Below are 22014 nucleotides of genomic sequence, written 5' to 3' on the forward strand. Positions count from 1 at the left end.
GCGGTCTGCGCATCCCGTCCGGGGCCGGCACCCTGCGTGACGACACGTGGTGTCCTGCCCCGGCGCCGCCCTGCGGCGCAGGCCACGGCGTGAATTCCGCAGGCGGCCCGGCCGCCCGCGGTTAAACCCATATTGTGCCTGAAAACCGACCACTTCCCTAAATTGGGGGCGATCCGGGAAATAAACAGTGCCCCGGCAGCCAGACCGCCGGGGCACCCGCGCATTTCACTGTTTGTTTCAGGCTTGCCAGCCAGGGCGTTCGGGCCCTTTCTGGCTCGATCAGCCTTTGAATCAGCCTTTGAGCGTCTGCTCCAGCACGTGCAGTTCGTGGTTGAGCTGGGCGTCCTTGGTGCGCTCGTCGGCGATCTTGCGCACCGCGTGCAGCACCGTGGTGTGGTCGCGCCCGCCGAACAGCTCGCCGATTTCCGGCAGGCTCTTCTGCGTCAGCTCCTTGGCCAGGTACATCGCGATCTGGCGCGGCCGCGCGATGTTCGCGGGGCGCTTCTTCGAGTACATGTCGGCGACCTTGATGCTGTAGAAGTCGGCCACCGTTTTCTGGATGTTTTCCACCGAAATCTGGCGGTTCTGCACCGTCAGCAAGTCCTTGAGCGCTTCCTTGGTCAGCTCGATCGAGATCTCGCGGCCATGGAACTTCGAGTACGCGAGGATCTTGCGCAGTGCGCCTTCCAGCTCGCGCACGTTCGAGCGCAGATGCTTGGCGACGAAAAACGCCACGTCTTCGTTCAGGCTCACGCCTTCCGACTGCGCCTTGCGCATCAGGATCGCGACGCGCATTTCCAGCTCGGGCGGCTCGATCGCCACGGTCAGGCCGGAGTCGAAGCGCGAGATCAGGCGGTCGTCGATCCCCGAAATTTCCTTCGGGTACGTATCGCTCGTGATGATGACCTGCGCCTTGTTGGCGACCAGCGCCTCGAACGCGTAGAAGAACTCTTCCTGCGTGCGCGACTTGCCCGAGAAGAACTGAATATCGTCGATCAGCAGCAGGTCGAGCGAGTGGTAGTAGCGCTTGAAGTCGTCGAACGCCTTGCGCTGGTACGCCTTCACCACGTCGGACACGTATTGTTCGGCGTGGATGTAACGGATGCGCGCACCCGGCTTGTCCACCAGCAGCTGATTGCCGATCGCGTGGATCAAGTGGGTCTTGCCGAGGCCCACGCCGCCGTACAGGAACAGCGGGTTGTACGAGATGCCGGGGTTGTCCGCGACCTGGATCGCCGCCGCGCGCGCAAGCTGGTTCGCCTTACCCGTCACGAAATTGTCGAACGTGAGCACGGGGTTGAGCTTGGAGCGCTCGTAGGTCGGATCCGGCTCGCCGCCGCTCGCGGCCGCTGCGGCCGCGCTTTGACCCGGACGCCAGCTGCGGCGGCCTGCGGCGGCTTCGTTGGCGTCGAGGCTCGGCAGGTCGAGGTCGGCGGCGTCGTCACGTGCGGCGGCGGCCGCCGCGGCATTGGCCTGCGCCAGCTGGGCAGCGGCCAGCGCTGCCGAACCCGGGCCAGCCGGGCTCACTACGTTTGCTTGCTGGGGTGCCTGATACGCGGGAGCTGCCTGGAATGCGGGTTCGACGACCGGCGCGGACTGCATGGCCGGCGCGCTGGCCAGTGGCGCGCGCGGTGCGGCAGGCGCAGCCGCGATGGGCGCGCGCATGCCCGCCTTCGGATCGAGGACGAACTGCACGTCGACCGGGGTCTGCCAGAAGTCGCGCGCCATGTCGGTGATGCGGCCCGAGAACTGGCTCTTGACCCAGTCCAGCTTGAAACGGTTGGGTGCGGCTATCTGCAGCGTATTCGCCGCAGCGTCGAAGGCAACCGGGGCCAACGGTTTGATCCACGTCACGTACTGCTGGGGCGTCAGCTCGCGCTCCAGTAGTGCGGAACAGTGTTGCCAGAATTCATTCATCGAGTTGCTGTGGTCGTTTTGTTTGCAGGCATTGCGGCCGCGCCGCGCGTGTCGCACAAATGCAACGGGGCCCTGACGGGGCGACGGCAAATGCTCCGGAAGCCCGCGCGGCAAAGGGTTTGCGGCAAGCAGGCGGGCCGGAGCGGCATGCAGGATTCTTGGGATAGGCGAGATTCTAACGCCGATTTCTCCTGGCCTGGGAGTTATCCACAGGGACGGATCAACGCGTCGAGTGTTCGTGCCCCATCCGCACAACCTGGTCGCTGCAAGGACTCAGCACGGCGTCGCCAGGGTCGAACCTGGGCGAAATCGCGCGCTTCGATGGCCTAAGCTATTGACGACCAAAGAAAAACGGGATTAAATAGCGGGTTCCGCGAAAACCAATCCCTTGTACCACCGGCCATTGCTTTTTTCCGCGATGCTCGCCGCGGTCATTTCTCAACAAGTGAGAGCAACATGAAACGTACTTACCAACCTTCCGTTACCCGTCGCAAGCGCACCCACGGCTTTCGCGTGCGCATGAAGACCGCCGGTGGCCGCAAAGTGATCAACGCACGCCGTGCGAAGGGTCGCAAGCGCCTCGCGATCTAAGCGACGCTTCCCAGTGTTGTCGATAGCTTCGCTATCTTCACGATCGACGATAGCGAGCCTGACGTGACACTGCCGGAACAGCCGGAATTGCCGGAACAATCGGGCAAAGCGGACGATGTGTGCGCCGCCTCGCTGCGAACGCAGGCCGCTTTCCCGAAGGCCGCAAGGCTACTGAAAACGGATGAGTTCTCATCCGTTTTTCGTTTGCGCCCCTGGCGCCGCGCCGCGCACTTCGTCGTGTACGGCCGGCACACGGGTCAGGAAGCACGGCTCGGGCTCGTGATCGGCAAGAAGTACGCGCCGCGCGCGGTCACGCGCAACCTGGTGCGCCGCATTGCCCGCGAAGCGTTTCGCGTGCGTCGCGCGCAGTTCGAAGGTTTCGACCTGCTGCTGCGCCTGCATACGAAATTCGACCGCAAGGCCATGCCGGGCGCCTCGTCGCCGCCGCTCAAGACGCTGTGCCGCACCGAAATCGAGTATTTGCTCGAAAAAGCGGCACGTGAGGTCGCCAAGCGCAATGCAGTGCCGGCCGCGCCCGACGCTTCATGAGCGCAGCGCGCGAACCGCATGTTTGCGCCGCGCACGCCACATCCGCAGTCCACGCGGGTGCGGCACGTTGTCCGTCTTTCCACGCGGCGCACTCCGGCCGCCACGCCATGCAAACGGTACTGATCGCTTTACTGCGTTTCTACAAGCTTGCCGTGAGTCCCTATCTCGGCAACCGCTGCCGTTTTTACCCTTCCTGTTCGGATTACGCACGCGAGGCAATCCAGTATCATGGCGCCGCGCGCGGGACTTACCTCGCCGCCCGGCGGCTGTGCCGCTGCCATCCGTTTTCGGCGGGTGGCGTCGATCCGGTCCCGCCTGCATCCCCGAATAAGCGCTGATGCGCCATTCCATCGACACTGAGACAACGCATGGATATCAAACGCACCGTCCTATGGGTCATCTTCTTCATGTCAGCGGTCATGCTGTACGACAACTGGCAGCGCGACCACGGACGTCAGTCGATGTTCTTCCCGAGCGCGACGCAAACGCAGACTGCCGCCAGCGGCGCCGCGGGCGCAAGCGCGCCTGACGCCGCTTCCGACCTGCCGGCCGCGGCCGCAGGCCAGGCGCCGACCGGCACGGCGCAACCCGCCGAAGCCACGGCCCAGCTCGTGCACTTCCACACCGACGTCTACGACGGTGAGATCGACACGCGCGGCGGCACGCTCACGAAGCTCTCGCTCGTGAAGGAAGGCGACGGCAAGCAGCCCGACCAGTACATCACGCTGTTCGATCACACCAAGGACCACACGTACCTCGCACGTACGGGTCTGCTCGGTGGCGACTTCCCGAACCACAACGATGTCTACACGGCAGCGCCCGGTCCGCGCGAGCTGAGCGGCGACGCCGGTTCGTTCCAGATCAGCCTCGATTCGCCCGAAAAGGGCGGCGTGAAGGTCACCAAGACCTACACGTTCACGAAGGGCAGCTACGTGATCGGCGTCGATACGAAGGTGCAGAACCTGGGCAGCACGCCGGTTTCGCCGACGCTCTACATGGAGCTGGTGCGTGACAGCGAGCCGGTGGAAACGCCGCGCTTCTCGCACACCTTCATCGGCCCGGCGGTGTACTCGAACGAGCATCACTTCCAGAAGATCTCGTTTAGCGACATCGACAAGAACAAGGCCGATTTCGTGAACCAGGCCGACAACGGCTGGGTCGCGATGGTGCAGCATTACTTCGCGACCGCGTGGATTCCGCAGCAAGGCGTCAAGCGTGACATCTACGTCGAGAAGTTCGACAACTCGCTGTATCGCGTTGGCGTGAAGCAGCCGCTCGGCACGATCGCTCCGGGTGCGACCGACAACGTGCAGGCGCGCCTGTTCGCCGGCCCGGAAGAAGAGCGCATGCTCGAAGGCATCGCACCGGGCCTGGAACTCGTGAAGGACTATGGCTGGGTGACGATCATCGCCAAGCCGCTGTTCTGGCTGCTTGAGAAGATCCACGGCTATGTGGGCAACTGGGGCTGGGCAATCGTTCTGCTCACGCTGCTCATCAAGGCGGTGTTCTTCCCGCTGTCGGCTGCGAGCTACAAGTCGATGGCGCGCATGAAGGAAATCACGCCGCGCATGCAGGCGCTTCGTGAGCGCTTCAAGAGCGACCCGCAGAAGATGAACGCGGCGCTCATGGAGCTCTACAAGACCGAGAAGGTGAATCCGTTCGGCGGCTGTCTGCCGGTGGTGATCCAGATTCCGGTGTTCATCTCGCTGTACTGGGTGCTGCTGTCGTCGGTGGAAATGCGCGGCGCGCCGTGGATTCTCTGGATTCACGACCTTTCACAGCAGGATCCGTTCTTCATCCTGCCGGTGCTGATGGCCGTCTCGATGTTCCTGCAGACGCGTCTGAACCCGACGCCGCCGGATCCCGTCCAGGCCAAGATGATGATGTTCATGCCGATCGCGTTCTCGGTCATGTTCTTCTTCTTCCCGGCAGGTCTGGTGCTGTACTACGTCGTGAACAACGTGCTCTCGATCGCGCAGCAGTACTACATCACGCGCATGATGGGCAAGGGCAAGAAGAAGGAAAAGGAAGCCGCGTAACTGCGCAGCTTCTGGCGAAGGCGGGGTTGGATGCCGCCTTCGGCCTGCGACCTCTACGCCGCAAAAAAAGCCGCCTGGCATCACTGCCAAGGCGGCTTTTTTTATGGCCGCGCGCATCGAGCGTGACGGCCATCAAATCTTCTGGGCGTTGTCCGCTTGAGCCCGCTTGACGGCTCAAAGCTCAAGCAGGCGATACTCGCCGCTAGACCTTCTCGGGGCCGCCGTAAAACTGCGATACCAGTTCTTCGACGAGATATCGGTGATGTGCGCTCAGCGACTCGATCTTCGACGCCAGTTCGAGGGTTTCCTCGGAAAGCGGATATTTGTCGTCGGGCTTGCGCGGCTTCGGTACGGCTGGCGTGGTCTTACCCGGCGACGGGCCGTAGTGAAGCCAATGCACATCCACGTCGAACCACTCCGCCAGCGTTTCCAGTTTGTCGCTCGTTGGGATGGTGCGGCCACTCAGCCACTTGTGAGCGGTCTGCGGCGAAACCGGTTGCTCGCCGTGATGACGCAGGTTGAACCGGTTCGCGAGATCGGTGCTACCGCGCAGTTTTTCGGGAGCGCGCTTCATGGCGAACCTGAGACGTTCGGAGAAGGCGGCTTTTTCTTCAGGGGTTGGCATGACGCTGATTGTGCAATCGGCTTTCGTCGAAGTTGACAACCAGTCGGGCGATTTATAGCCCGTGAAGGCTATAAATCGCCTAAAAACGCAACTACCTCAACTATTTGTCGCATACACGAAAAAGCACGCTGGCCGGTTATTTGCCGAGCTTGCGTGCACCTTCGATCTCAAATGAATCCGATAAGTTTAAGACAGCACTTATCTAATTTGAGATAAATTAAGATAATTCTCGGCCTTGCCTGGCACCCAGGATGCGCCGAGGCCACGCGTTACAATCCACGCAGCTTTGCGCGTCCTCGCCAGTACGACTTCTGGCGCAGCGTCACCGCCCCATCTCACCGAATCACCTCGACTCCACCTGCCATGCTCGCCACCGACACCGATCCCATCGTCGCCATCGCCACTGCGCCCGGTCGCGGCGGAATCGGGGTCGTGCGCGTCTCGGCGGGCCGTGCGGGCGCGGCTGCCGCCGAAGCGCTGATGCAGGCGCTCACCGGCCAGACACTGAGCGCACGCCACGCGAGCTACGTCCCGTTCCTTGACGGTGCAGGCACCGTGCTCGATCGCGGCATCGCGCTGTACTTTCCAGCGCCGCACTCCTACACCGGCGAGCACGTCCTTGAATTGCAGGGACACGGTGGCCCGATCGTTCTGCAACTGGTGCTGCAACGCTGCATCGAAGCCGGCCGCGACTTCGGCCTGCGCCTTGCCGAGCCCGGCGAATTCACGCGTCGTGCGTTCCTCAACGACAAGCTCGACCTCGCCCAGGCCGAAGCCGTTGCCGACCTGATCGAAGCCAGCACCGAAGCCGCCGCGCGTTCGGCAGGGCGATCGCTCGACGGCGCGTTTTCGCGTGACATTCACGCGCTGGTCGACGATGTCGTGACGCTGCGCATGCTCGTGGAGGCGACGCTCGATTTCCCCGAGGAGGAGATCGACTTCCTCGAAGCCGCCGACGCGCGCGGCAAGCTCAGCGCAATTCGCGCGCAGCTCGACCACGTGCTTTCCGAAGCGCGGCAGGGCGCGCTCTTGCGCGAGGGGCTTGCGGTCGTGCTCGCGGGACAGCCGAACGTCGGCAAATCGTCGCTGCTCAACGCGCTCGCGGGCGCGGAACTCGCAATCGTCACGCCGGTGGCCGGTACCACGCGCGACAAGATTTCGCAGACTATCCAGATCGAAGGCATTCCGCTGCACATCATCGATACGGCAGGCCTGCGCGAGACCGAGGACGAAGTCGAGAAAATCGGCATCGAGCGCACGTGGAGCGAAATCGGTCGCGCCGACGTGGTGCTGCATCTGCTCGATGCGCGTGTGGGCATGACAGCGGAAGACGACACGATCGCGGCTCGCTTCCCGGCGGGCGTGCCGGTCGTGCGTGTGCTCAACAAGACCGACCTGACCGACGTGGCGCCCGAAGTTGCAAAGCGTGCGATGGATCACGGCGCGGAACTGTGCGAAGTGCGGCTTTCGGCCAAGAAGAACGACGGTGTTGCGCTGCTGCGCGCGGAACTGCTGCGCATCGCGGGCTGGCAAGCCGACGCGCAGAGCGTCTATCTCGCCCGCGAACGACACCTGATCGCGCTGCGTGCGGCGCGCGAGCAACTCGCGCTGGCAGCGGATCATGCAGAGAACAACGCTCAATCGCTCGATCTCTTCGCGGAAGAACTGCGGCTTGCGCAGGAGTCGCTGAATTCGATTACGGGCGAATTTACCTCCGACGATTTGCTCGGCGTGATTTTCAGCCGGTTCTGCATCGGCAAATGAGCAGGATATCGAACTAATTGCGCCGTCAACGAATTCCGGTAGTAGGCAATTAGTAAACGTTGTGAGTGGATTGCATCGAGTTACAACTGGCCGCCGCGCTGCGGCCCTCGATCTTTACCGCCGTAACTACTGGTCACACATCGTTTCGTTTTCAAACCGTGCTTTTGCCGACAATAAAAGCATTCGGGAGAACACCATGAAAACGTTTCGACTCTTGTGTACCTTGATCGCCGCCGCTGGGGTTGCGACGTTGACGGGCTGTGTCGTGGCGCCGCCTTATGCTTACGCCCCGGCACCGGCGTATGGTTACGGTTACGCTCCAGGATATTACGCCGCGCCTGCGGTCGATATTGGGGTCGGCTTCGGTGGCTATTATGGGCACGGCTGGCGACGTTAAGGACAACCGTGCAACACCAGGATATTTCCTGGCTCAAGCCTGTCAACCGAACGATGAGGGCGCTGGAAGCGCCCTCTGGCGGGCTTCTCGCCCCCTACCTGCCAGTACCTCTCACCCCCCTATCAATTGTGATAGCTAGTCACCGGCCACCGGCGAACTAGAGTGACTTCACGGATCCACTAAATGAGATCCGAATTGTTCCGGGGGCCTAACAGTTATGTTCATTGATCAGGAAATCGCGCACATCATGCGCGTCATGGTGCCGTCACTTTTGACCGAAGGCACGGTTCCTATCCTTAGCGTCGAGTACTGGCATCGCCGCCTGTCGAAACTGCTCGACTCGGCCCAGCTCTCGCAAACCCAGTTTCGTACGATCGACTCGCTGATGACGCAACTTGAGCGTCTGCAGGTTAAGGCGCGCCTCGCAGCCTGACGAGCCGGTCGGCGCGCAGCCCGCACAAAAGGGCGCCGCAATGCCGATTTGATTTACCTCGCCATGTAACCCGAGCATGGATTAGCCCGCCACAGTGCGGGCTTCTTTCTTTTGGGCGGCGGAACGGCCACGGTCAGGCGACGGACAAAAAAATAGCCGCGGCAGGGGCCGCGGCGAAAGAGCTTGCCAACTACTGACAACACGGCGCGAGGGGACGTCGCCGCAAAACCATTGTCGTAGCTCGGTCGTAGCGCTTCAATGGCCGCAAGGCCGATCTGACAATCGTTGACGATCGCCAGCAGGAATCAATCCGACCCTTGAAAGGCCTTAGCGCGGCGCGTGTGCGATTAAGAAACGCCCCTTGAAATCATTCCGCCGCCCCTACATGTACGGCGCACTTTCATCGGAGAATTCTGATCGTGGGAAGCCGTCCATCCTTCATCGACGATCTCGCACGCGACCTCGCAGCCGCCGATAACGCGAACCCTCGTCCTCACGGCGACGAAGCCTTGCTCGACGCCTATTCACAAACCGTCATCGGCGCGCTTGAGCGCGTTCAGCACGCCGTCGCCCATATCGCCGTCGAACGTCGCGCAAGCGCCGCGAACCAGGGTGCGGCGCGCGGCGGCACCGGCTCGGGCTTTCTGTTCACGCCGGATGGTTACCTGCTGACCAATAGCCACGTCGTGCACGGCGCAAGCGCGCTGCGCGTGACGCTCGCCGACGGCTCGACTTACGACGCCGATCTGGTGGGCGACGATCCGAGCACCGATCTCGCCGTCCTGCGCATCGGCGCTTCCGAGGCGTTGCCGCACGCCCAGCTCGGCGAATCGGCGAAGTTGCGCGTCGGACAGATCGCAATTGCCGTGGGCAGTCCGCTCGGGCTCGCGCAGACGGTGACGACGGGCGTGGTATCGGCGCTCGGCCGATCGTTACGTTCGAACTCGGGCCGCATGATTTACGACGTGATCCAGACCGACGCCGCGCTTAATCCCGGCAATTCGGGCGGCCCGCTCGTCAATTCGGCAGGACAGGTGATTGGCGTGAATACCGCAATCATTCCGGGCGCGCAGGCCATCTGCTTTGCGACGGCCATCGATTCGGCGAAGTGGGTCATCACGCAACTGTTCGCGCATGGGCGCGTGCGGCGCGCGCACGTGGGCGTTGCCGGCACGACGGTGCCCATCGCCCGCAAGGTGCAGCGCTTTTTCGAGCTCACCGCAACGAGCGGCGTGCGCGTGATGGAAGTGGTGAAGGGCAGCCCCGCCGCTTTGGGCGGATTGCGCGTGGACGATACGATCGTCGCGATCGACGGCATGCCCGTCGATGGAATCGATGCGCTTCAACGTCTGCTCGACGCCTCACGCATCGGTCGTGCGGTTCAATTCACGATCGTGCGGCTCACGCAGAAGCTGAACCTGCAGATCACGCCCGTCGAGCAGGCCGTGCTGGCCTGACCGAACGAGGGCAGGCCAGCCACGAACGCGCGCCGATTTACCAGCCAGGCTGGCCGTAGCCGTCGCCATAGCCGTTGTACGGCGCAGGCGGAGGAGCCGGCTGCGGCGGCGCGCAAGGCACATAGCGACCTGAATACTGGTCGTAGCAGCCGCCTTGCGCGGGAGCCGCGGCATAGACAGGAGCGGGTTCGGCATAAACGGGCATCGGTGCCGGGGCCGGCTCGGCATAGACCGGCGGCGCCTGGTAAGCCACGGCAGGGCCGTTTATCGCCGCGCCAACAACGGCGCCAATCAGGGCGCCGCCGACGAGCGCACCCACCACGTCGCCGCCATGATCGTGCGCGCTGGCCGGGCCAGCCGCCATCACACATCCCGCCACCACCAGTACGGCTGCAATCTTACGCATGATGTTCTCCTCGAGAACCTTTGAAAACATGCGAGCGATTGTCGCCGCGAAGCTCGGATACAGGTGCTGCAAGTAGTAACGACGAATTACGCAGCCGATGAATTACGGTGCGCGAGGCGGCGAGGGGGAAGAATGTGCGCCGGGATGCTCGTCCGGTTCGGGCGAGGCCGGTGGTGTCTCATCGCGACGCCTGCCGGCGCCGGGACAAAGCAGGGATAGGGCGATGGAGCAAACCATCAACGCGAAGAGGGCGACGAAATACGTCATCCAGGAGAACTCGAATTCCACGAGTGCCTCCATCGATCAGCGGATCAACGATCGATCGACGCGCCCCCACGCTGCGCATGAACGGCGGCCCGGCGGCAGGTGCCGGCCCGCCATCCATGCTGTTGATCAGTGGTGCAGGATGCTGCGCAGCGGATGACGCCAGTCGATATGAGGTGCACCCGCTTCTACGCGCTGCCGGTGTTCCTCGAGGATTTCGTCCGAAAACAGGAAAACGACAATGACGAGGGGAATGACCAGAAACGCGCCCAGTATTACGTGCTCGATCACGATAACCTCCTGGTTGTCAAGCGGTTGCGAGTTCATTGTATCCGGAAAGCGACAACTTGTACTGGGGGCGAATACTGATTCATCCGAAACAGGGTGCGCCGCCGCACGCAATCGCTAGAGCAGGTGACGTGCCCAGAAGAAAACCGGGTTGACGGGCGCGCAAAAGCGCCCGCTTCAAGCTTCGCGTCAGGCGCTTTGGGCCGCTCAGGCCGCCGACTTCTTCCAGACCGCCGCGAACAGCCCCGCGCCGATCAGCAGCGACCCGCCGGTGCGATTGACGACGCGCTGCACGCGCGGGCTGCGCACGGCACGGCGCGCGGCAGCCGCCAGCAAGGCGTAGCCGAAGGCGTTGAACGTGGCGAGCACGAGGAACGTCGCCTCGAAAATAACGATCTGCGGCAGCGCAGCGGCGTGCGGGTCGATGAACTGCGGCACGAAGGCGACAAAGAAGATCAGGCTTTTCGGGTTGAGCGCAGTGACCGCGTAGGCGTGCGCGAAGATGCGGCCGGTGCGCGTCTCCGAGGTATCGGCGGAATCGGCGGTCATGACAGGCGCGCGCCAGAGCTTGATGCCCAGGTAGATCAGGTAGGCCGCGCCAACCCACTTGAGCATCGAAAACAACGTCGCGGAGGCAGCGAGAATCACGCCAAGGCCGAGCATCGACGCCGTCATCGCCGTGAAATCGCCCAATGCGACGCCGGCCGTGGTGGCAAGCGCGTAGCGGCGGCCATGGCCGAGCGCATAGGACACGACGAGCAGCACCGTCGGCCCTGGAATGGCGACAAGAATGGCCGATGCGATCGCAAACGGCAGCCAGTGGGCAAGGGTCATGACGGTCTCCGGGATCTTTGATAGGGAGATCCGATTTATCCATGAAGTTTTCGGCGGCGCAAGAGGGTGCCTGGCATCGTTTTTCTTCAGCGGACGGCGAGAAGCTAGCGGCTTTTTCGGGCCTGCGTACCAACCGCTTATGTGCGCCGCGCCAGCCTTATCCGATAAGCCGCCAGAGCCGTTTGACCCGCCCTCCTGCTGCGCTTGCACACACTATTTTCTTGCAGTCCGCTCCTTGTCTTATAAATTCAGAAAGTTGGCTCAGGACGAGAAGTTAAATACATAGCTAACCTGAAAATAATTTGCGCCGCTCCGCCACGCGCGCGAGCCAGGAGGCAATCATGAAAATGCTATCGACCATGGCCCTGTTCGCCGCGGGTGTTCTCTGCGCGGTATCCGCGCAAGCCGAAGACGCCACGGTCAAGCCGCAGCAAACCGTGCAGCTCAAGCCTGGCTCCTATGGCTGTCTTTCGAAGGACAAGCTCGATGCGGTCTCGCAGCACGAGCAGGCCGGCGAGCGTCAGCAGATGCAGGAGTATTTCGCCGATTTCCGCTGCCTTTCGACGCCTGATGGCCAGACATTCCGCGTGGTGCGCGTCGACGGCCACGACATCGAGTTCGTGAACGCCGCGAACGCCGACGATCAGGGCCTGTGGACCAGCGACCGCTTCATCAAGCAATGACGCCCGCCCGGGCGTGAGCCGCTGCGGCGTCACGGCGCCGTCATTTTCGTGTCAGACCATGCCGGATGACCCGGCATGCCGCCGTCTGAAGAATGCGGCACAGGACGTGCTGGAACTCGCTATCATGTGCGGCTTTTGCGCGGCGCGGGATTCGGCATGGCACTCAAATCGACCATCTTCAAGGCAGAACTTCAGATTGCGGACATGGACCGGCATTACTACGCCGACCATGCGCTCACGATCGCCTGCCATCCGTCGGAAACCGACGATCGCATGATGGTGCGTATCGCCGCCTTCGCGCTGTTCGCGGGCGAGCGCCTGGAGTTCTGCAAGGGCCTGTCGGACACCGACGAACCGGATCTCTGGAGCAAGGACTACACCGGCGCGATCCAGACGTGGATCGAGGTCGGCCAGCCGGACGAGCGCCGCATCGCCAAGGCAAGCGGGCGTTCCGAAGAGGTCATCGTGATCGCGTACGGCGGCCGCACCTCGGACATCTGGTGGCAGGGCGTGCGCGGCAAGGTGGAACGCCTGCGCAACGTGACCGTGTGGTCGCTGGGCGAGGGCGTGGCCGCCGCGCTGGGCAAGCTCGCGGAGCGCACCATGCGCCTGCAATGCACCGTCCAGGACGGCGCCGCCTGGATCGGCAGCGAGAAAAGCGAACCGGTGGCGGTCGAATGGACGGTGCTCAAGGCGCCCGAGAACGTTTGAACCGTCAGGCCGCGGGCGGCCCATTAAGCCCATTAAGCCCATTAAGCCCATTAAGCCCATTAGGCCTATTAGGCCCTTTAAGCTCGATCATGTTGCCTTCGGGGTCGAACAGATACAGCGACGGCCCCAGACCCTGCGCGCCATAACGATCGACCACCTCGCCGGGCTGCGCCCCGGATTGCGCGAGCCAGGCTTTCAGCGCCTCGCCGTCGAACGGCTCCACGCGCAGACACAGATGATCCATGTTGCGGCCAGCGCCGCCTTGCGCGTTGCGGTCGAGCGGGCCGCCCGCCGTAATCAGATCGACGAGCGAGCGCCCCGCGCGCAACTGCACCAGCCCTAACTCGCGCTCTTCGCGTTCGACTCGACACCCCAGAACATCGCAGTAAAAGCGTGTCATGGCCGCCGGGTCTGCCGCGCGGATCACGACATGATCGATTTCGCGAATCTGGATCTGCATGATGGGCCTCGCTGCGACGCGTGAACGGATCGAGGCAGTGTAGAGGGAAGGCGGGCGCGGCGCGTGCAAAAACGCTGGACGAAAAAAAGCCCGCTGCTGTGAGCGGGCTTAATCCATATCAGGAGGAGACATGGAGGAGACAAGAACCACTATACACAGCGGTCTGACGCGTTGCAACAAGTTTTTAAGGGAAAACCCGCAATGGTGCCAAATTGTCGCAGGTGCACCGTGGGGCATCATGGACGCCCCTGAAAGGGGCAAGCTCGCCGCCTGACCAACGTGGCCCGAAGGGGCAAAATAGCGCTTCAGCCGTACGCTCGAACGACAGCGCAAGATCCGGCGCGCCGGCGCAGCGGCGCACGCCTACAGTGGGGCCATCGAATCCGCTCTCACGGGAGTCCTGACATGAACGCTGTCCCCTCCGCCGCTCCCAAAACCCTCGACGTCGCCGACGACGCCGCGCGCTGGGCCGCCATCGCCGCACGCGACGCCCGCGCTGACGGCGCATTTTTCTACGGCGTGCGCACGACGGGCGTGTTCTGCCGTCCGTCCTGCGCTTCACGCCTGCCGCGCCGCGAAAACGTCGAGTTTTTCGCCGATGCCGACAGCGCCCGCGCCGCCGGGTTTCGCGAGTGCAAGCGCTGCCGGCCGGGCGGCTTGCCGCGCGAGCTGGAGATCGTGCGCCGCGCCTGCGCCGCCCTCGACGCCGATCCGCAGGAGCGCCTCACGCTCGCCCAGCTCGGCGAGGCGGTGCACCTGAGCCCGTTCCACCTGCAGCGCCTCTTCAAGCGCGTGCTGGGCGTGTCGCCGCGCCAGTATCAGGCGGCCAGACGCGGCGCCGTCCTGCGCGACGCGCTCGCGCAAGGCGCCGACGTCACCCGCGCCAGCGCCGATGCGGGCTTCAACTCGTCGTCGCGACTCTACGAGAGCGTGGCAGGGGAGCTCGGCATGGCGCCCTCGGCGTTCCGGCGCAAGGGGGCGGGCCTGACGATCCGCTATGCGGGCGCGGCCACGCCGCTTGGGCGCGTGCTCGTCGCGGCGACGGACAAGGGCATTTGCCGGATCGCTTTCGGCGATAGCGCAAAAACGTTGAGCGAAAGCCTGCGCGCCGATTTCGAGAACGCCCGCTGTATCGAGGACGCCGCAGGTCTCGCGCCCTTCGTCGCGCAGATCGACGCCTATCTGCACGGGCGCAGCGAGCGCATCGAGCTGCCGCTCGACATCGCCGCGACGGCGTTCCAGCAGCGCGTCTGGGACGCGCTCCAGCGCATTCCCTACGGCCAGACGCGCAGCTACACCGAGATCGCCGAAACCGTGGGTTCGCCGCGCGCGGTGCGCGCCGTGGCAAGCGCGTGTGCGTCAAACCCGGTGGCGCTGGCAATTCCGTGCCACCGCGTCGTGCAAAAGGGCGGCTCGCTCGCGGGCTATCGCTGGGGCCTCGCGCGCAAGGCTGCGCTGATCGACGCCGAAGCGCGCGCGGGCGAAGTCCAGGTGACGCAGGACAACGTGCAGCCCACGACGAAACTCGAACGGCGCGAGCGCGCCAGCAATCCGCCGGAGACCACTGTTTGAGCGCCGTCCTGCCATTCGTCGAATCCTCCGAAGTGCCGGGCGCGACGCTCGAACTGCCCTTCCGCGCGCCCTACGACTGGCCGCGCATGCTTCGCTTCCTGGCGGGCCGCGCAACGCCCGGCGTCGAAGCCGTCGAAGACGGCGCGTGGCTGCGCGCCATCGACTTCAACGGCGCGAGCGGCACGCTCGCCGTGCGCCGGCACGCACGCAAGCACTGCCTCGTCGCACAGATCGATGGGCCGGTGAGCGCGCACGCGGCCGCGCTCGCCGCGCCGCTCGCACGCGTGTTCGACATCCACGCCGATCCTGCGGCGATCGGTGCTGCGCTGAGCGCCGATCCGTGGCTCGCGCCGCTCGTCGACGCAGCACCCGGGCTGCGCGTGCCGGGCGCGTGGTCGGGCTTCGAGCTGGTGGTGCGCGCGATCGTTGGCCAGCAGGTGAGCGTGAAGGCCGCGACCACGATCGTCGGGCGGCTCGTGGCGCGGGTCGGCAAGCCCATCGAGGGCCATCCGCATGCGCTCACCGCGTGGCGTTTTCCCACGCCCGCAGACCTGGCCGTGGCCGATCTCGCGGGCATTGGCATGCCGGGCAAGCGGGTCGCGGCGTTGCAGGGTTTCGCGGCCGCCGTGGCGAGCGGCGAAGTCGCCATCGAACGCACGTTGGCACCCGGCAAAGGCCGCAAAACCGCGGCTGCAAGCGACGCCGCCACGCTCGACGCCATGCGCGCGGCGCTACTCGCGCTGCCGGGCATCGGCCCGTGGACGGTGGAATACGTGGCGATGCGCGCGTGGCGCGACGCCGACGCCTGGCCTGCCACCGATCTGGTGCTGATGCAGACCATCGCGGCGCGCGACCCGGCGCTCGCGCGCGCCACGCAGCAGCGTGCCCGCACGCACACCTGGCGTCCCTGGCGCGCCTACGCGGCCATGCATCTCTGGAACGAAATCGCCGATCGCGCCGGCGCCGCGCGCGGCGGTTGAGGCGCGGGTTGATCTGTCTCAACCACACGGCGATCGACGCCGTAGCATCAGCTTCGACAACGTAACGCCGGTCGCCCATGCGGCGGCTAACAAAACGTCCAAAGCCTTGCCAGCTCTGGCTTCCGGCAAGGTCGCACTGGTCGCAAAGGCACGCCCGAAGTGGCCTCAAGCAGGTCTTTCGGCGAGATGTTAAAGTGCCCGCTACCGAAAAATTCCCTGCCAGCGGCGCGCGCATGTATGCAACAGCGTGCAATAGCGGCGCCGCTGCCGGCCAGTGCCCGACCATCCCTCAATGCCAGACACGACCTCTACACGCACGAACGACGTTCTCACGCAGCGCCTTTCCGTGCTGAGCGCCGGGCCGCATCGCGACGCGCTCACGCGCGGTCTGCGCGGCATCGAAAAGGAAAGCCTGCGGGTCACGCGCGACGGCCATCTCGCGATGACGCCGCATTCCGCGGCGCTGGGTTCGGCGCTCACGCATCCGTCGCTCACGACCGACTACTCGGAAGCGCTCATCGAAATCATCACGCCCGCCGAGCAAGACGCGTCCATCACGCTCGACAAGCTCGACGAGCTGCATCGCTACGTCTACGCCGTGCTCGCGCGCGACGGCGAAATGCTCTGGAACGAATCGATGCCGGGCCTGCTGCCCGCCAGCGACGACGGCATTCCCATCGCGCGTTACGGCAGCTCGAATATTGGCAAGCTGAAGTACGTCTACCGCATGGGTCTCGCGCTGCGTTACGGCCGCACCATGCAGTGCATCGCGGGCATTCACTACAACTATTCGCTCAACGAAGAAGTGTGGCGCGTGCTGCATGCGCACGATCAGTCGACGGCCACGCAGACGGATTACCAGTCGGAACGCTACCTCGCGCTGATCCGTAATTTCCGTCGCACAAGCTGGCTGCTGATGTATCTGTTCGGCGCTTCGCCTGCGCTCGATGCGCGCTTCCTGCGCGGGCGCGATCACACGCTGCAAAGCCTCGACGCCGACACGCTCTATCTGCCGTACGCGACCAGCCTGCGCATGAGCGACCTCGGCTACTCGAACACGACGGGTCAGTCCGCCCTGCGCGCCGACTACGACACGCTGCCGGGTTACCTCGACGCGCTCGCGCAGGCCGTGAGCCAGCCGTATCCGCCTTATGAGGCAATCGGCACGCATCGCGACGGCGAGTGGGTGCAGATCAACACCAACATCCTGCAGATCGAAAACGAGTTCTATTCGACGATCCGCCCCAAGCGCGTGACCTGGCCCGGCGAGCGCCCGCTGCATGCGCTTGCCGCGCGCGGCGTGCAGTACGTCGAGGTGCGCTGCATGGACATCGACCCGTTCGAGCCGACCGGCATCTCGCTCGAAGCGGCGCGTTTTCTCGACGCCTACCTGCTGGCCTGTGCGCTCGACGATAGCCCGCTGCTGCCCGAAGCCGATTACGCCGAAGCCAACGAGAACTTCGGCCTCGTCACCAAGGAAGGGCGCAAGCCGGGCCTCGTGCTCATGCGCGGCGGTCAGGCTGTGGCGATGCAGGACTGGGCGGCGGAGCTGTTCGAGAAGATCGAGCGCACCGCAGCGGCGCTCGATGCGCTGCACGGCGGCGACGCCCATGCGCGCGCCCTCGCGGCCCAGCGCGCGAAGTTCGCCGATGCGTCGCTGACGCCTTCGGCGCGCGTGCTGCAAACGATGCGCGACCAGCAGCAGACCTTCCTGCAATTTGCGCTGGCGCAAAGCGAGCGCCATGCGGCGGATTTCCTGGCGCGTCCGCTCGATGCGCAGACGACCGCGCATTTCGACACGCTGGCGCGCGAGTCGCTCGACGAGCAGGCCAAGCTCGAACGCGAGGAAGTCGGTTCGTTCGACGCCTTCGTGGCGGCTTATCGCGCCTACACGCTCAATCGCTTCAGCGTCTGACTTCGGGTTTTTCCGACGTCGGCTTACGCGCAGCGGGCATCGCACTTGCGGAGATTGCCTTTGGACGACGCCCGCTGCGCGTCTAATCCTGCTTCCATCCCTTATAGTCACGCAGGGACTCCAACGAGTCACGCAACGACAAAACGGACGGGCCGCGCAGCGCGCGCCCCTAAAGGGAGGAACCCACGCGATGAAACGAACCCTGCCGATCCTGCTCTGCGCGGCGCTGGCAGCCTGCGCGCCGCGCGGCCAGGTCGACCCCGACGTCATGCAGATCGCCACGGCGCCGCTCATGTGCAGCGACAAGCCGCAGTGCGACATCTGGTGGCAACGCGCCCAGGACTGGGTGCGCGGCCATTCGATGTATGAAGTGCAAACCGTCACCGATTCACTGATCCAGACCGCAGGCCCTGGCGGCGGCAAGCGCGCGCTCGCCTACGAGATCACCAAAACGCCGAACGGCGACGGCACCACCACCATCGGCTTCGCGGCCCATTGCGACAGTTCGATCGGCTGCAAGCCCGACCCGTGGGCCGCAGGCGCGGCGTTCAAGCAATACGTGCGCACCGGCATCGAACAGTCGATCCCCAACTCCGGCGACAAGAGCGATACCGGTGCTGCGCCGCTGCCCGCTTCGGCGGCTGCACCCACGGCCTCGGCTTCCGCGCCCTGAGTCTTTTGCGACGCAACTGGCGTCCCCTCACGCCCCGGATTGTCCGGGGCGTGCGCATCGAAAGTCGGAATCGTCTGAAATCAAATTCGACAGATTCAGATGGACTCCGAATCGAATCAGTCCGATTGCGGATTTAAGCATTTTCTGATTGGGCGAATTATCGAGGCCCCGTATCTTGGGCCTGCTTCGGCGTGCGCCGGACGGTTTCATTCCTCCTCAATCATTCGAATCCAAAAATGAAAATGCGACTTCTGCCAGCCAGCGTGCTGGGTTTCCTGATCGTCGTCGCCGCTGGTTGCACCACCGCGTCGGGGCCTATGCACAATCTCGACGTCGTGACGCTCGCCAACGGCACGCAAGCGTATCGCGTGCAATGTCAGGGGCTGTTCGAAAGCTCCAAGGCGTGCATGAAGAAGGTCAACGAGATCTGTGGCGACAAGCAGCCGCTGCGCGTTTCGTCGGTCGACCGCGCCGCCTCCGGCTTCCAGCCTGAAAACGATCCGCGCGAGATTCTCTTCGTCTGCCAGGCGCCGCAGCCGGTCGTGCAGCAAACGACCCCAACGCCGCCGCCTCCGCCTCCGGAAGTCCAGTCGCCGCGCACAATCACGCTAAACGCAGACGCCAACTTCGCGATCAACAAATACGATCTGCTGCCGGCCGGCAAGCAGGCGCTCGACAAGTTCATCGCAGACAGCGACGGCGTGAATATCGGCACGGTCATCGTCGACGGTCATACCGACTCGACGGGTTCAAAAGCGCTGAACGATCGCCTCTCGCTGCGCCGTGCGCAAACCGTGCGCAACTATCTGCAATCGCATGGTCTGCACGCCGGTCAGTACGAAGTACACGGCTACGGCGCAGCGAAGCCGGTCGCCTCGAACGCGACCGTCGAAGGCCGCGCGCAGAATCGCCGGGTCGAAATCCAGACTAACGGCGTGACGGCCCGCTAAGTCGCGAGGCCGGGACAAATACCCAGGAAAACGGCGCGGACTGTCCTTGGGCCTTCAGTGGCCCAGCGACGGTCCCGCGCCTTTTTTGGGCTTCGTAATCCACACCAGCACGGCCAGCACGAGGAACACGACGCACGAAATGCGGAAGAAGTCGTTGGTCGCCATCATGTAGCCCTGCGACGTCACCACGTCGTTGATCTTCGCGGTCATGCTTTGGCCCGCGTAGCCGATACTCGCCAGCGCGTCCTGATACGCCCGGGTATTCGGCGAATACACGTTCACCGATTCCGAGAGCACCGCATGGTGATAGATCGCGTCGTCTTCCCAGAACGTCGAACTGATCGCCGTGCCAATCGCGCCCGACAGCGTGCGCAGGAAGTTCGACAGACCCGACGCGCTCGCCAGGCGCTCATCGGAAATGCTCGATAGCGTGATGGTCGTCATCGGCACGAAGAAGCCCGCCACGCCAATGCCCTGCACCAGACGCGGCAGGATCACCTGTCCGAACGACACATCGAGCGTGAACGTCGAATTCCAGATCGACACGAACGCGAACACCAGGAACGCCAGGCTCGCCACGAGGCGCAGATCGAGCCGGTGCATATTGCGCCCGATCAAGGGCGACAGCACGAGCGCGAGCAGGCCCACGGGTGCTGTCGCAAGACCGGCGATCCCGGCCGTGTAGCCCATCACCGTTTGCAGCCAGAGCGGGAAGATCACCACCGAGCCGAAGAACGCCATGAAGCCGAACGAGATGATCAACGCACCGAGCGCGAAGTTGCGGTCGCGGAACAGCGAGAGATCGACAACAGGCTCTTTTTCCGTGGCCTCCCACGCGAGCATGAAGGCGAGCGACACGACCGCGATGATCGCCAGCGCGACGATGAAGCCCGAATTGAACCAGTCGCGATCCTTGCCCAGGTCGAGCATCATCTGCAGGCACGACACGCCGATTACGAGCAGCGCGAGACCCACGGCGTCGATGCGCTGCTTCGTGATCTTCGTTTCACGGCCGCGCAGCAACAGATAGGCGCACACGCCGGAGAACAGGCCGATTGGCACGTTGATGTAGAAGATCCACGGCCACGTGTAGTTGTCGGTGATGTAGCCGCCCATCACGGGGCCGAAAATCGGCGCGACGATCACCGTCATCGCCCAGAGGCCGAGCGCGAGCCCGCGTTTCTCGGGCGGATACGAGCGCATCAGAATGGTCTGCGAAAGCGGCACCATCGGGCCGGAGACGAGACCCTGCACCAGCCGGAAGGCGATCAGCGTTTCGAAGTTCGTCGCGAAGCCGCAGGCCGCCGAAGCGATCGTGAACAGGATCACCGAGAGCGTAAAGAGGCGCACCTCGCCCACGCGGCGCGCGAGCCAGCCCGTGAGCGGCACGGCGATTGCCGAGGCCACGGAATACGACGAGATCACCCACGTGCCCTCGCTGTTGGCCACGCCCAGGTTCCCGGAGATGGTCGGCACGGCGACGTTGGCAATCGAGGTGTCGAGCACCTCCATGAACGTGCCGAGCGCAAGCCCCACGGTCAGCAGCGCGAGCGTGCCGCCAGACAGGGGCTTGGGCCCGGCGCTGGCCGGGGCGGAGGCGGGCGCGGCGGTTGAGGCGTCCATCTTCAGGTCCTTGTGCAGGATCGTTGGTCGGGACTACAGGTCGACCCTTGCCGCTGCAACAAACAGCATGCGAACGGTCGTACGTATTTATATGCCAGGGCATTGTCTGCCCAGACAGTTATTTGACGGCAATACGGCCCGCGTGTTGACGCACCCAGCGCGTCCTCGACGGGCCAGCCGCTTGTTACTCAGCAGACGTATCCGCCGCGCTTTCCATGTGGCCGCATACCGCTTGCGTCTGCGCATCGTTGGCGATGAAGCGCTGCAGCAGGCTGATGAGTGTCGTCACTTCGTCGGCGCTGAATCCGTGGAGCTGCTCGTTCATGACCGAAGCGATCACATCCGGCAATTGCTGCGCTGCGTCGCGGCCGAGCGACGTGAGTTCGAGTTCCACGACACGGCGATCGACATGGCTGCGCTGCCGCCCGATAAAGCCCTTCTTTTCCAGGCGGTCGAGCATGCGCGTCATCGAGCCCGTGTCGTACGACAGCACCCGCGACATCTCGTTAGGCGTACGGGCGCGTTCGAACCACAGCAGCATGATCACGCCGATCTGCGACGACGTCAGCCCGAGCGGCGCGACCGCGCGATCCATGCGCGTGGCCAGCACGTTGCGGGCAGTCGAAAGGAAATAGCCGAGACTCGGCACGACGCCGACCTTGCCCGGCACATCCGGCACGTATGGGCCGTCACTCATGGGAAAGACGTTTTCATCCATTGCGGAAACACGCGCATTCTAGCCGGTTATTTCCCTGCCTGAGCAGTGAAAAAATATTCGGAATTGAAGTGTCGGATCGGGTGTTCTGGTGGTCGCGGTGTTGTCGTCGCATTCATCGATCTGTCGCTATCGCAGCGTAAAAACAACACCGGAAATGATGCAGCG

Annotated in this window: 22 protein-coding genes; 14 read left to right on the top strand and 8 right to left on the bottom strand. The window is 64.0% G+C overall.

The window, feature by feature from the left end; translation table 11 throughout:
• Positions 1–291 precede the first annotated feature (291 nt).
• Complete coding sequence (dnaA, locus tag BBA01S_RS07815; protein WP_027815933.1) at positions 292–1917, bottom strand: chromosomal replication initiator protein DnaA; 1626 nt, start codon at positions 1915–1917, stop codon at positions 292–294.
• Between the two features lie 456 nt (positions 1918–2373).
• On the opposite strand from dnaA, the gene rpmH reads away from it, so the two are divergent.
• The 4 genes from rpmH (at position 2374) to yidC (ending at position 5096) form a co-directional block, all read left to right on the top strand.
• The gene (gene rpmH, locus BBA01S_RS07820; protein WP_004198824.1) at positions 2374–2508 is read left to right on the top strand and encodes a 50S ribosomal protein L34; all 135 of its coding nucleotides are present in this window, start codon (positions 2374–2376) and stop codon (positions 2506–2508) included.
• Between the two features lie 87 nt (positions 2509–2595).
• The gene (gene rnpA / locus BBA01S_RS07825; protein WP_042296480.1) at positions 2596–3057 is read left to right on the top strand and encodes a ribonuclease P protein component; all 462 of its coding nucleotides are present in this window, start codon (positions 2596–2598) and stop codon (positions 3055–3057) included.
• A 107-nt stretch (positions 3058–3164) separates the two neighbouring features.
• A complete protein-coding gene (yidD, locus tag BBA01S_RS45805; protein ID WP_027815935.1) occupies positions 3165–3395 on the top strand; it encodes a membrane protein insertion efficiency factor YidD in 231 nt (76 codons plus the stop codon).
• A gap of 30 nt (positions 3396–3425) precedes the next feature.
• Positions 3426–5096 carry a membrane protein insertase YidC gene (gene yidC, locus BBA01S_RS07835; protein WP_027815936.1) on the top strand — a complete coding sequence of 557 codons (1671 nt, stop codon included), beginning with the start codon at positions 3426–3428 and terminating at the stop codon, positions 5094–5096.
• Positions 5097–5298: 202 nt separating this feature from the next.
• On the opposite strand, the gene BBA01S_RS07840 is transcribed toward yidC, so the two are convergent.
• Positions 5299–5721, bottom strand: a complete 423-nt coding sequence (locus BBA01S_RS07840; RefSeq protein WP_027815937.1) for a transcriptional regulator — start codon at positions 5719–5721, stop codon at positions 5299–5301.
• A 363-nt stretch (positions 5722–6084) separates the two neighbouring features.
• Between BBA01S_RS07840 and mnmE the strand changes: the two genes are divergently transcribed.
• From mnmE to BBA01S_RS07855, 3 genes are all read left to right on the top strand, one after another.
• Entirely contained in the window at positions 6085–7485 is a 1401-nt protein-coding gene (mnmE, locus tag BBA01S_RS07845) for a tRNA uridine-5-carboxymethylaminomethyl(34) synthesis GTPase MnmE (protein ID WP_027815938.1), read from the top strand.
• Positions 7486–8099: 614 nt separating this feature from the next.
• Positions 8100–8315 carry a hypothetical protein gene (locus BBA01S_RS40515; RefSeq protein ID WP_042296343.1) on the top strand — a complete coding sequence of 72 codons (216 nt, stop codon included), beginning with the start codon at positions 8100–8102 and terminating at the stop codon, positions 8313–8315.
• Between the two features lie 419 nt (positions 8316–8734).
• On the top strand, positions 8735–9772 hold the full coding sequence (locus BBA01S_RS07855) for a S1C family serine protease (RefSeq protein WP_027815939.1): 1038 nt from the start codon (positions 8735–8737) through the stop codon (positions 9770–9772).
• Between the two features lie 37 nt (positions 9773–9809).
• Here BBA01S_RS07855 and BBA01S_RS07860 read toward each other — a convergent pair whose 3' ends face one another.
• From BBA01S_RS07860 to BBA01S_RS07870, 3 genes are all read right to left on the bottom strand, one after another.
• Positions 9810–10178: a hypothetical protein gene (locus tag BBA01S_RS07860; protein ID WP_027815940.1), complete on the bottom strand. Its 369-nt coding sequence runs from the start codon at positions 10176–10178 to the stop codon at positions 9810–9812.
• 393 nt (positions 10179–10571) lie between these two features.
• The gene (locus tag BBA01S_RS47515; RefSeq protein ID WP_027815941.1) at positions 10572–10733 is read right to left on the bottom strand and encodes a hypothetical protein; all 162 of its coding nucleotides are present in this window, start codon (positions 10731–10733) and stop codon (positions 10572–10574) included.
• 204 nt (positions 10734–10937) lie between these two features.
• Positions 10938–11564 (bottom strand): LysE family translocator, encoded by a 627-nt coding sequence (locus BBA01S_RS07870; RefSeq protein WP_027815942.1) that lies wholly within the window; start codon positions 11562–11564, stop codon positions 10938–10940.
• Positions 11565–11911: 347 nt separating this feature from the next.
• Between BBA01S_RS07870 and sap1 the strand changes: the two genes are divergently transcribed.
• Both sap1 and BBA01S_RS07880 read left to right on the top strand, forming a co-directional pair.
• Positions 11912–12247 (top strand): surface attachment protein Sap1, encoded by a 336-nt coding sequence (gene sap1 / locus BBA01S_RS07875; protein ID WP_027815943.1) that lies wholly within the window; start codon positions 11912–11914, stop codon positions 12245–12247.
• Between the two features lie 156 nt (positions 12248–12403).
• A complete protein-coding gene (locus tag BBA01S_RS07880) occupies positions 12404–12958 on the top strand; it encodes a YaeQ family protein (protein WP_027815944.1) in 555 nt (184 codons plus the stop codon).
• Between the two features lie 4 nt (positions 12959–12962).
• Here the strand turns inward: BBA01S_RS07880 and BBA01S_RS40520 are convergent, their stop codons facing one another.
• Positions 12963–13418: a VOC family protein gene (locus BBA01S_RS40520; RefSeq protein WP_042296345.1), complete on the bottom strand. Its 456-nt coding sequence runs from the start codon at positions 13416–13418 to the stop codon at positions 12963–12965.
• A 405-nt stretch (positions 13419–13823) separates the two neighbouring features.
• Here BBA01S_RS40520 and ada point away from each other — a divergent pair, with 405 nt between their 5' ends.
• The 5 genes from ada to BBA01S_RS07910 all read left to right on the top strand — a co-directional run bounded on the left by ada (position 13824) and on the right by BBA01S_RS07910 (position 19508).
• Positions 13824–14990, top strand: a complete 1167-nt coding sequence (gene ada, locus BBA01S_RS40525) for a bifunctional DNA-binding transcriptional regulator/O6-methylguanine-DNA methyltransferase Ada (protein ID WP_084161957.1) — start codon at positions 13824–13826, stop codon at positions 14988–14990.
• An 86-nt stretch (positions 14991–15076) separates the two neighbouring features.
• A complete protein-coding gene (locus tag BBA01S_RS07895) occupies positions 15077–15970 on the top strand; it encodes a DNA-3-methyladenine glycosylase family protein (protein WP_156965898.1) in 894 nt (297 codons plus the stop codon).
• A 292-nt stretch (positions 15971–16262) separates the two neighbouring features.
• Entirely contained in the window at positions 16263–17885 is a 1623-nt protein-coding gene (gshA, locus tag BBA01S_RS07900) for a glutamate--cysteine ligase (protein ID WP_027815946.1), read from the top strand.
• A 190-nt stretch (positions 17886–18075) separates the two neighbouring features.
• On the top strand, positions 18076–18558 hold the full coding sequence (locus BBA01S_RS07905) for a hypothetical protein (protein WP_027815947.1): 483 nt from the start codon (positions 18076–18078) through the stop codon (positions 18556–18558).
• A gap of 236 nt (positions 18559–18794) precedes the next feature.
• A complete protein-coding gene (locus BBA01S_RS07910) occupies positions 18795–19508 on the top strand; it encodes an OmpA family protein (protein WP_027815948.1) in 714 nt (237 codons plus the stop codon).
• Positions 19509–19562: 54 nt separating this feature from the next.
• On the opposite strand, the gene BBA01S_RS07915 is transcribed toward BBA01S_RS07910, so the two are convergent.
• Both BBA01S_RS07915 and BBA01S_RS07920 read right to left on the bottom strand, forming a co-directional pair.
• Positions 19563–21131: a DHA2 family efflux MFS transporter permease subunit gene (locus BBA01S_RS07915; RefSeq protein ID WP_027815949.1), complete on the bottom strand. Its 1569-nt coding sequence runs from the start codon at positions 21129–21131 to the stop codon at positions 19563–19565.
• Between the two features lie 184 nt (positions 21132–21315).
• Positions 21316–21828, bottom strand: coding sequence for a MarR family winged helix-turn-helix transcriptional regulator (locus tag BBA01S_RS07920; RefSeq protein WP_027815950.1), 513 nt, complete (start codon positions 21826–21828; stop codon positions 21316–21318).
• Positions 21829–22014 lie beyond the last annotated feature (186 nt).

It is taken from the genome of Paraburkholderia bannensis NBRC 103871 (assembly GCF_000685015.1).
Classification (GTDB): Bacteria; Pseudomonadota; Gammaproteobacteria; order Burkholderiales; family Burkholderiaceae; genus Paraburkholderia; species Paraburkholderia bannensis.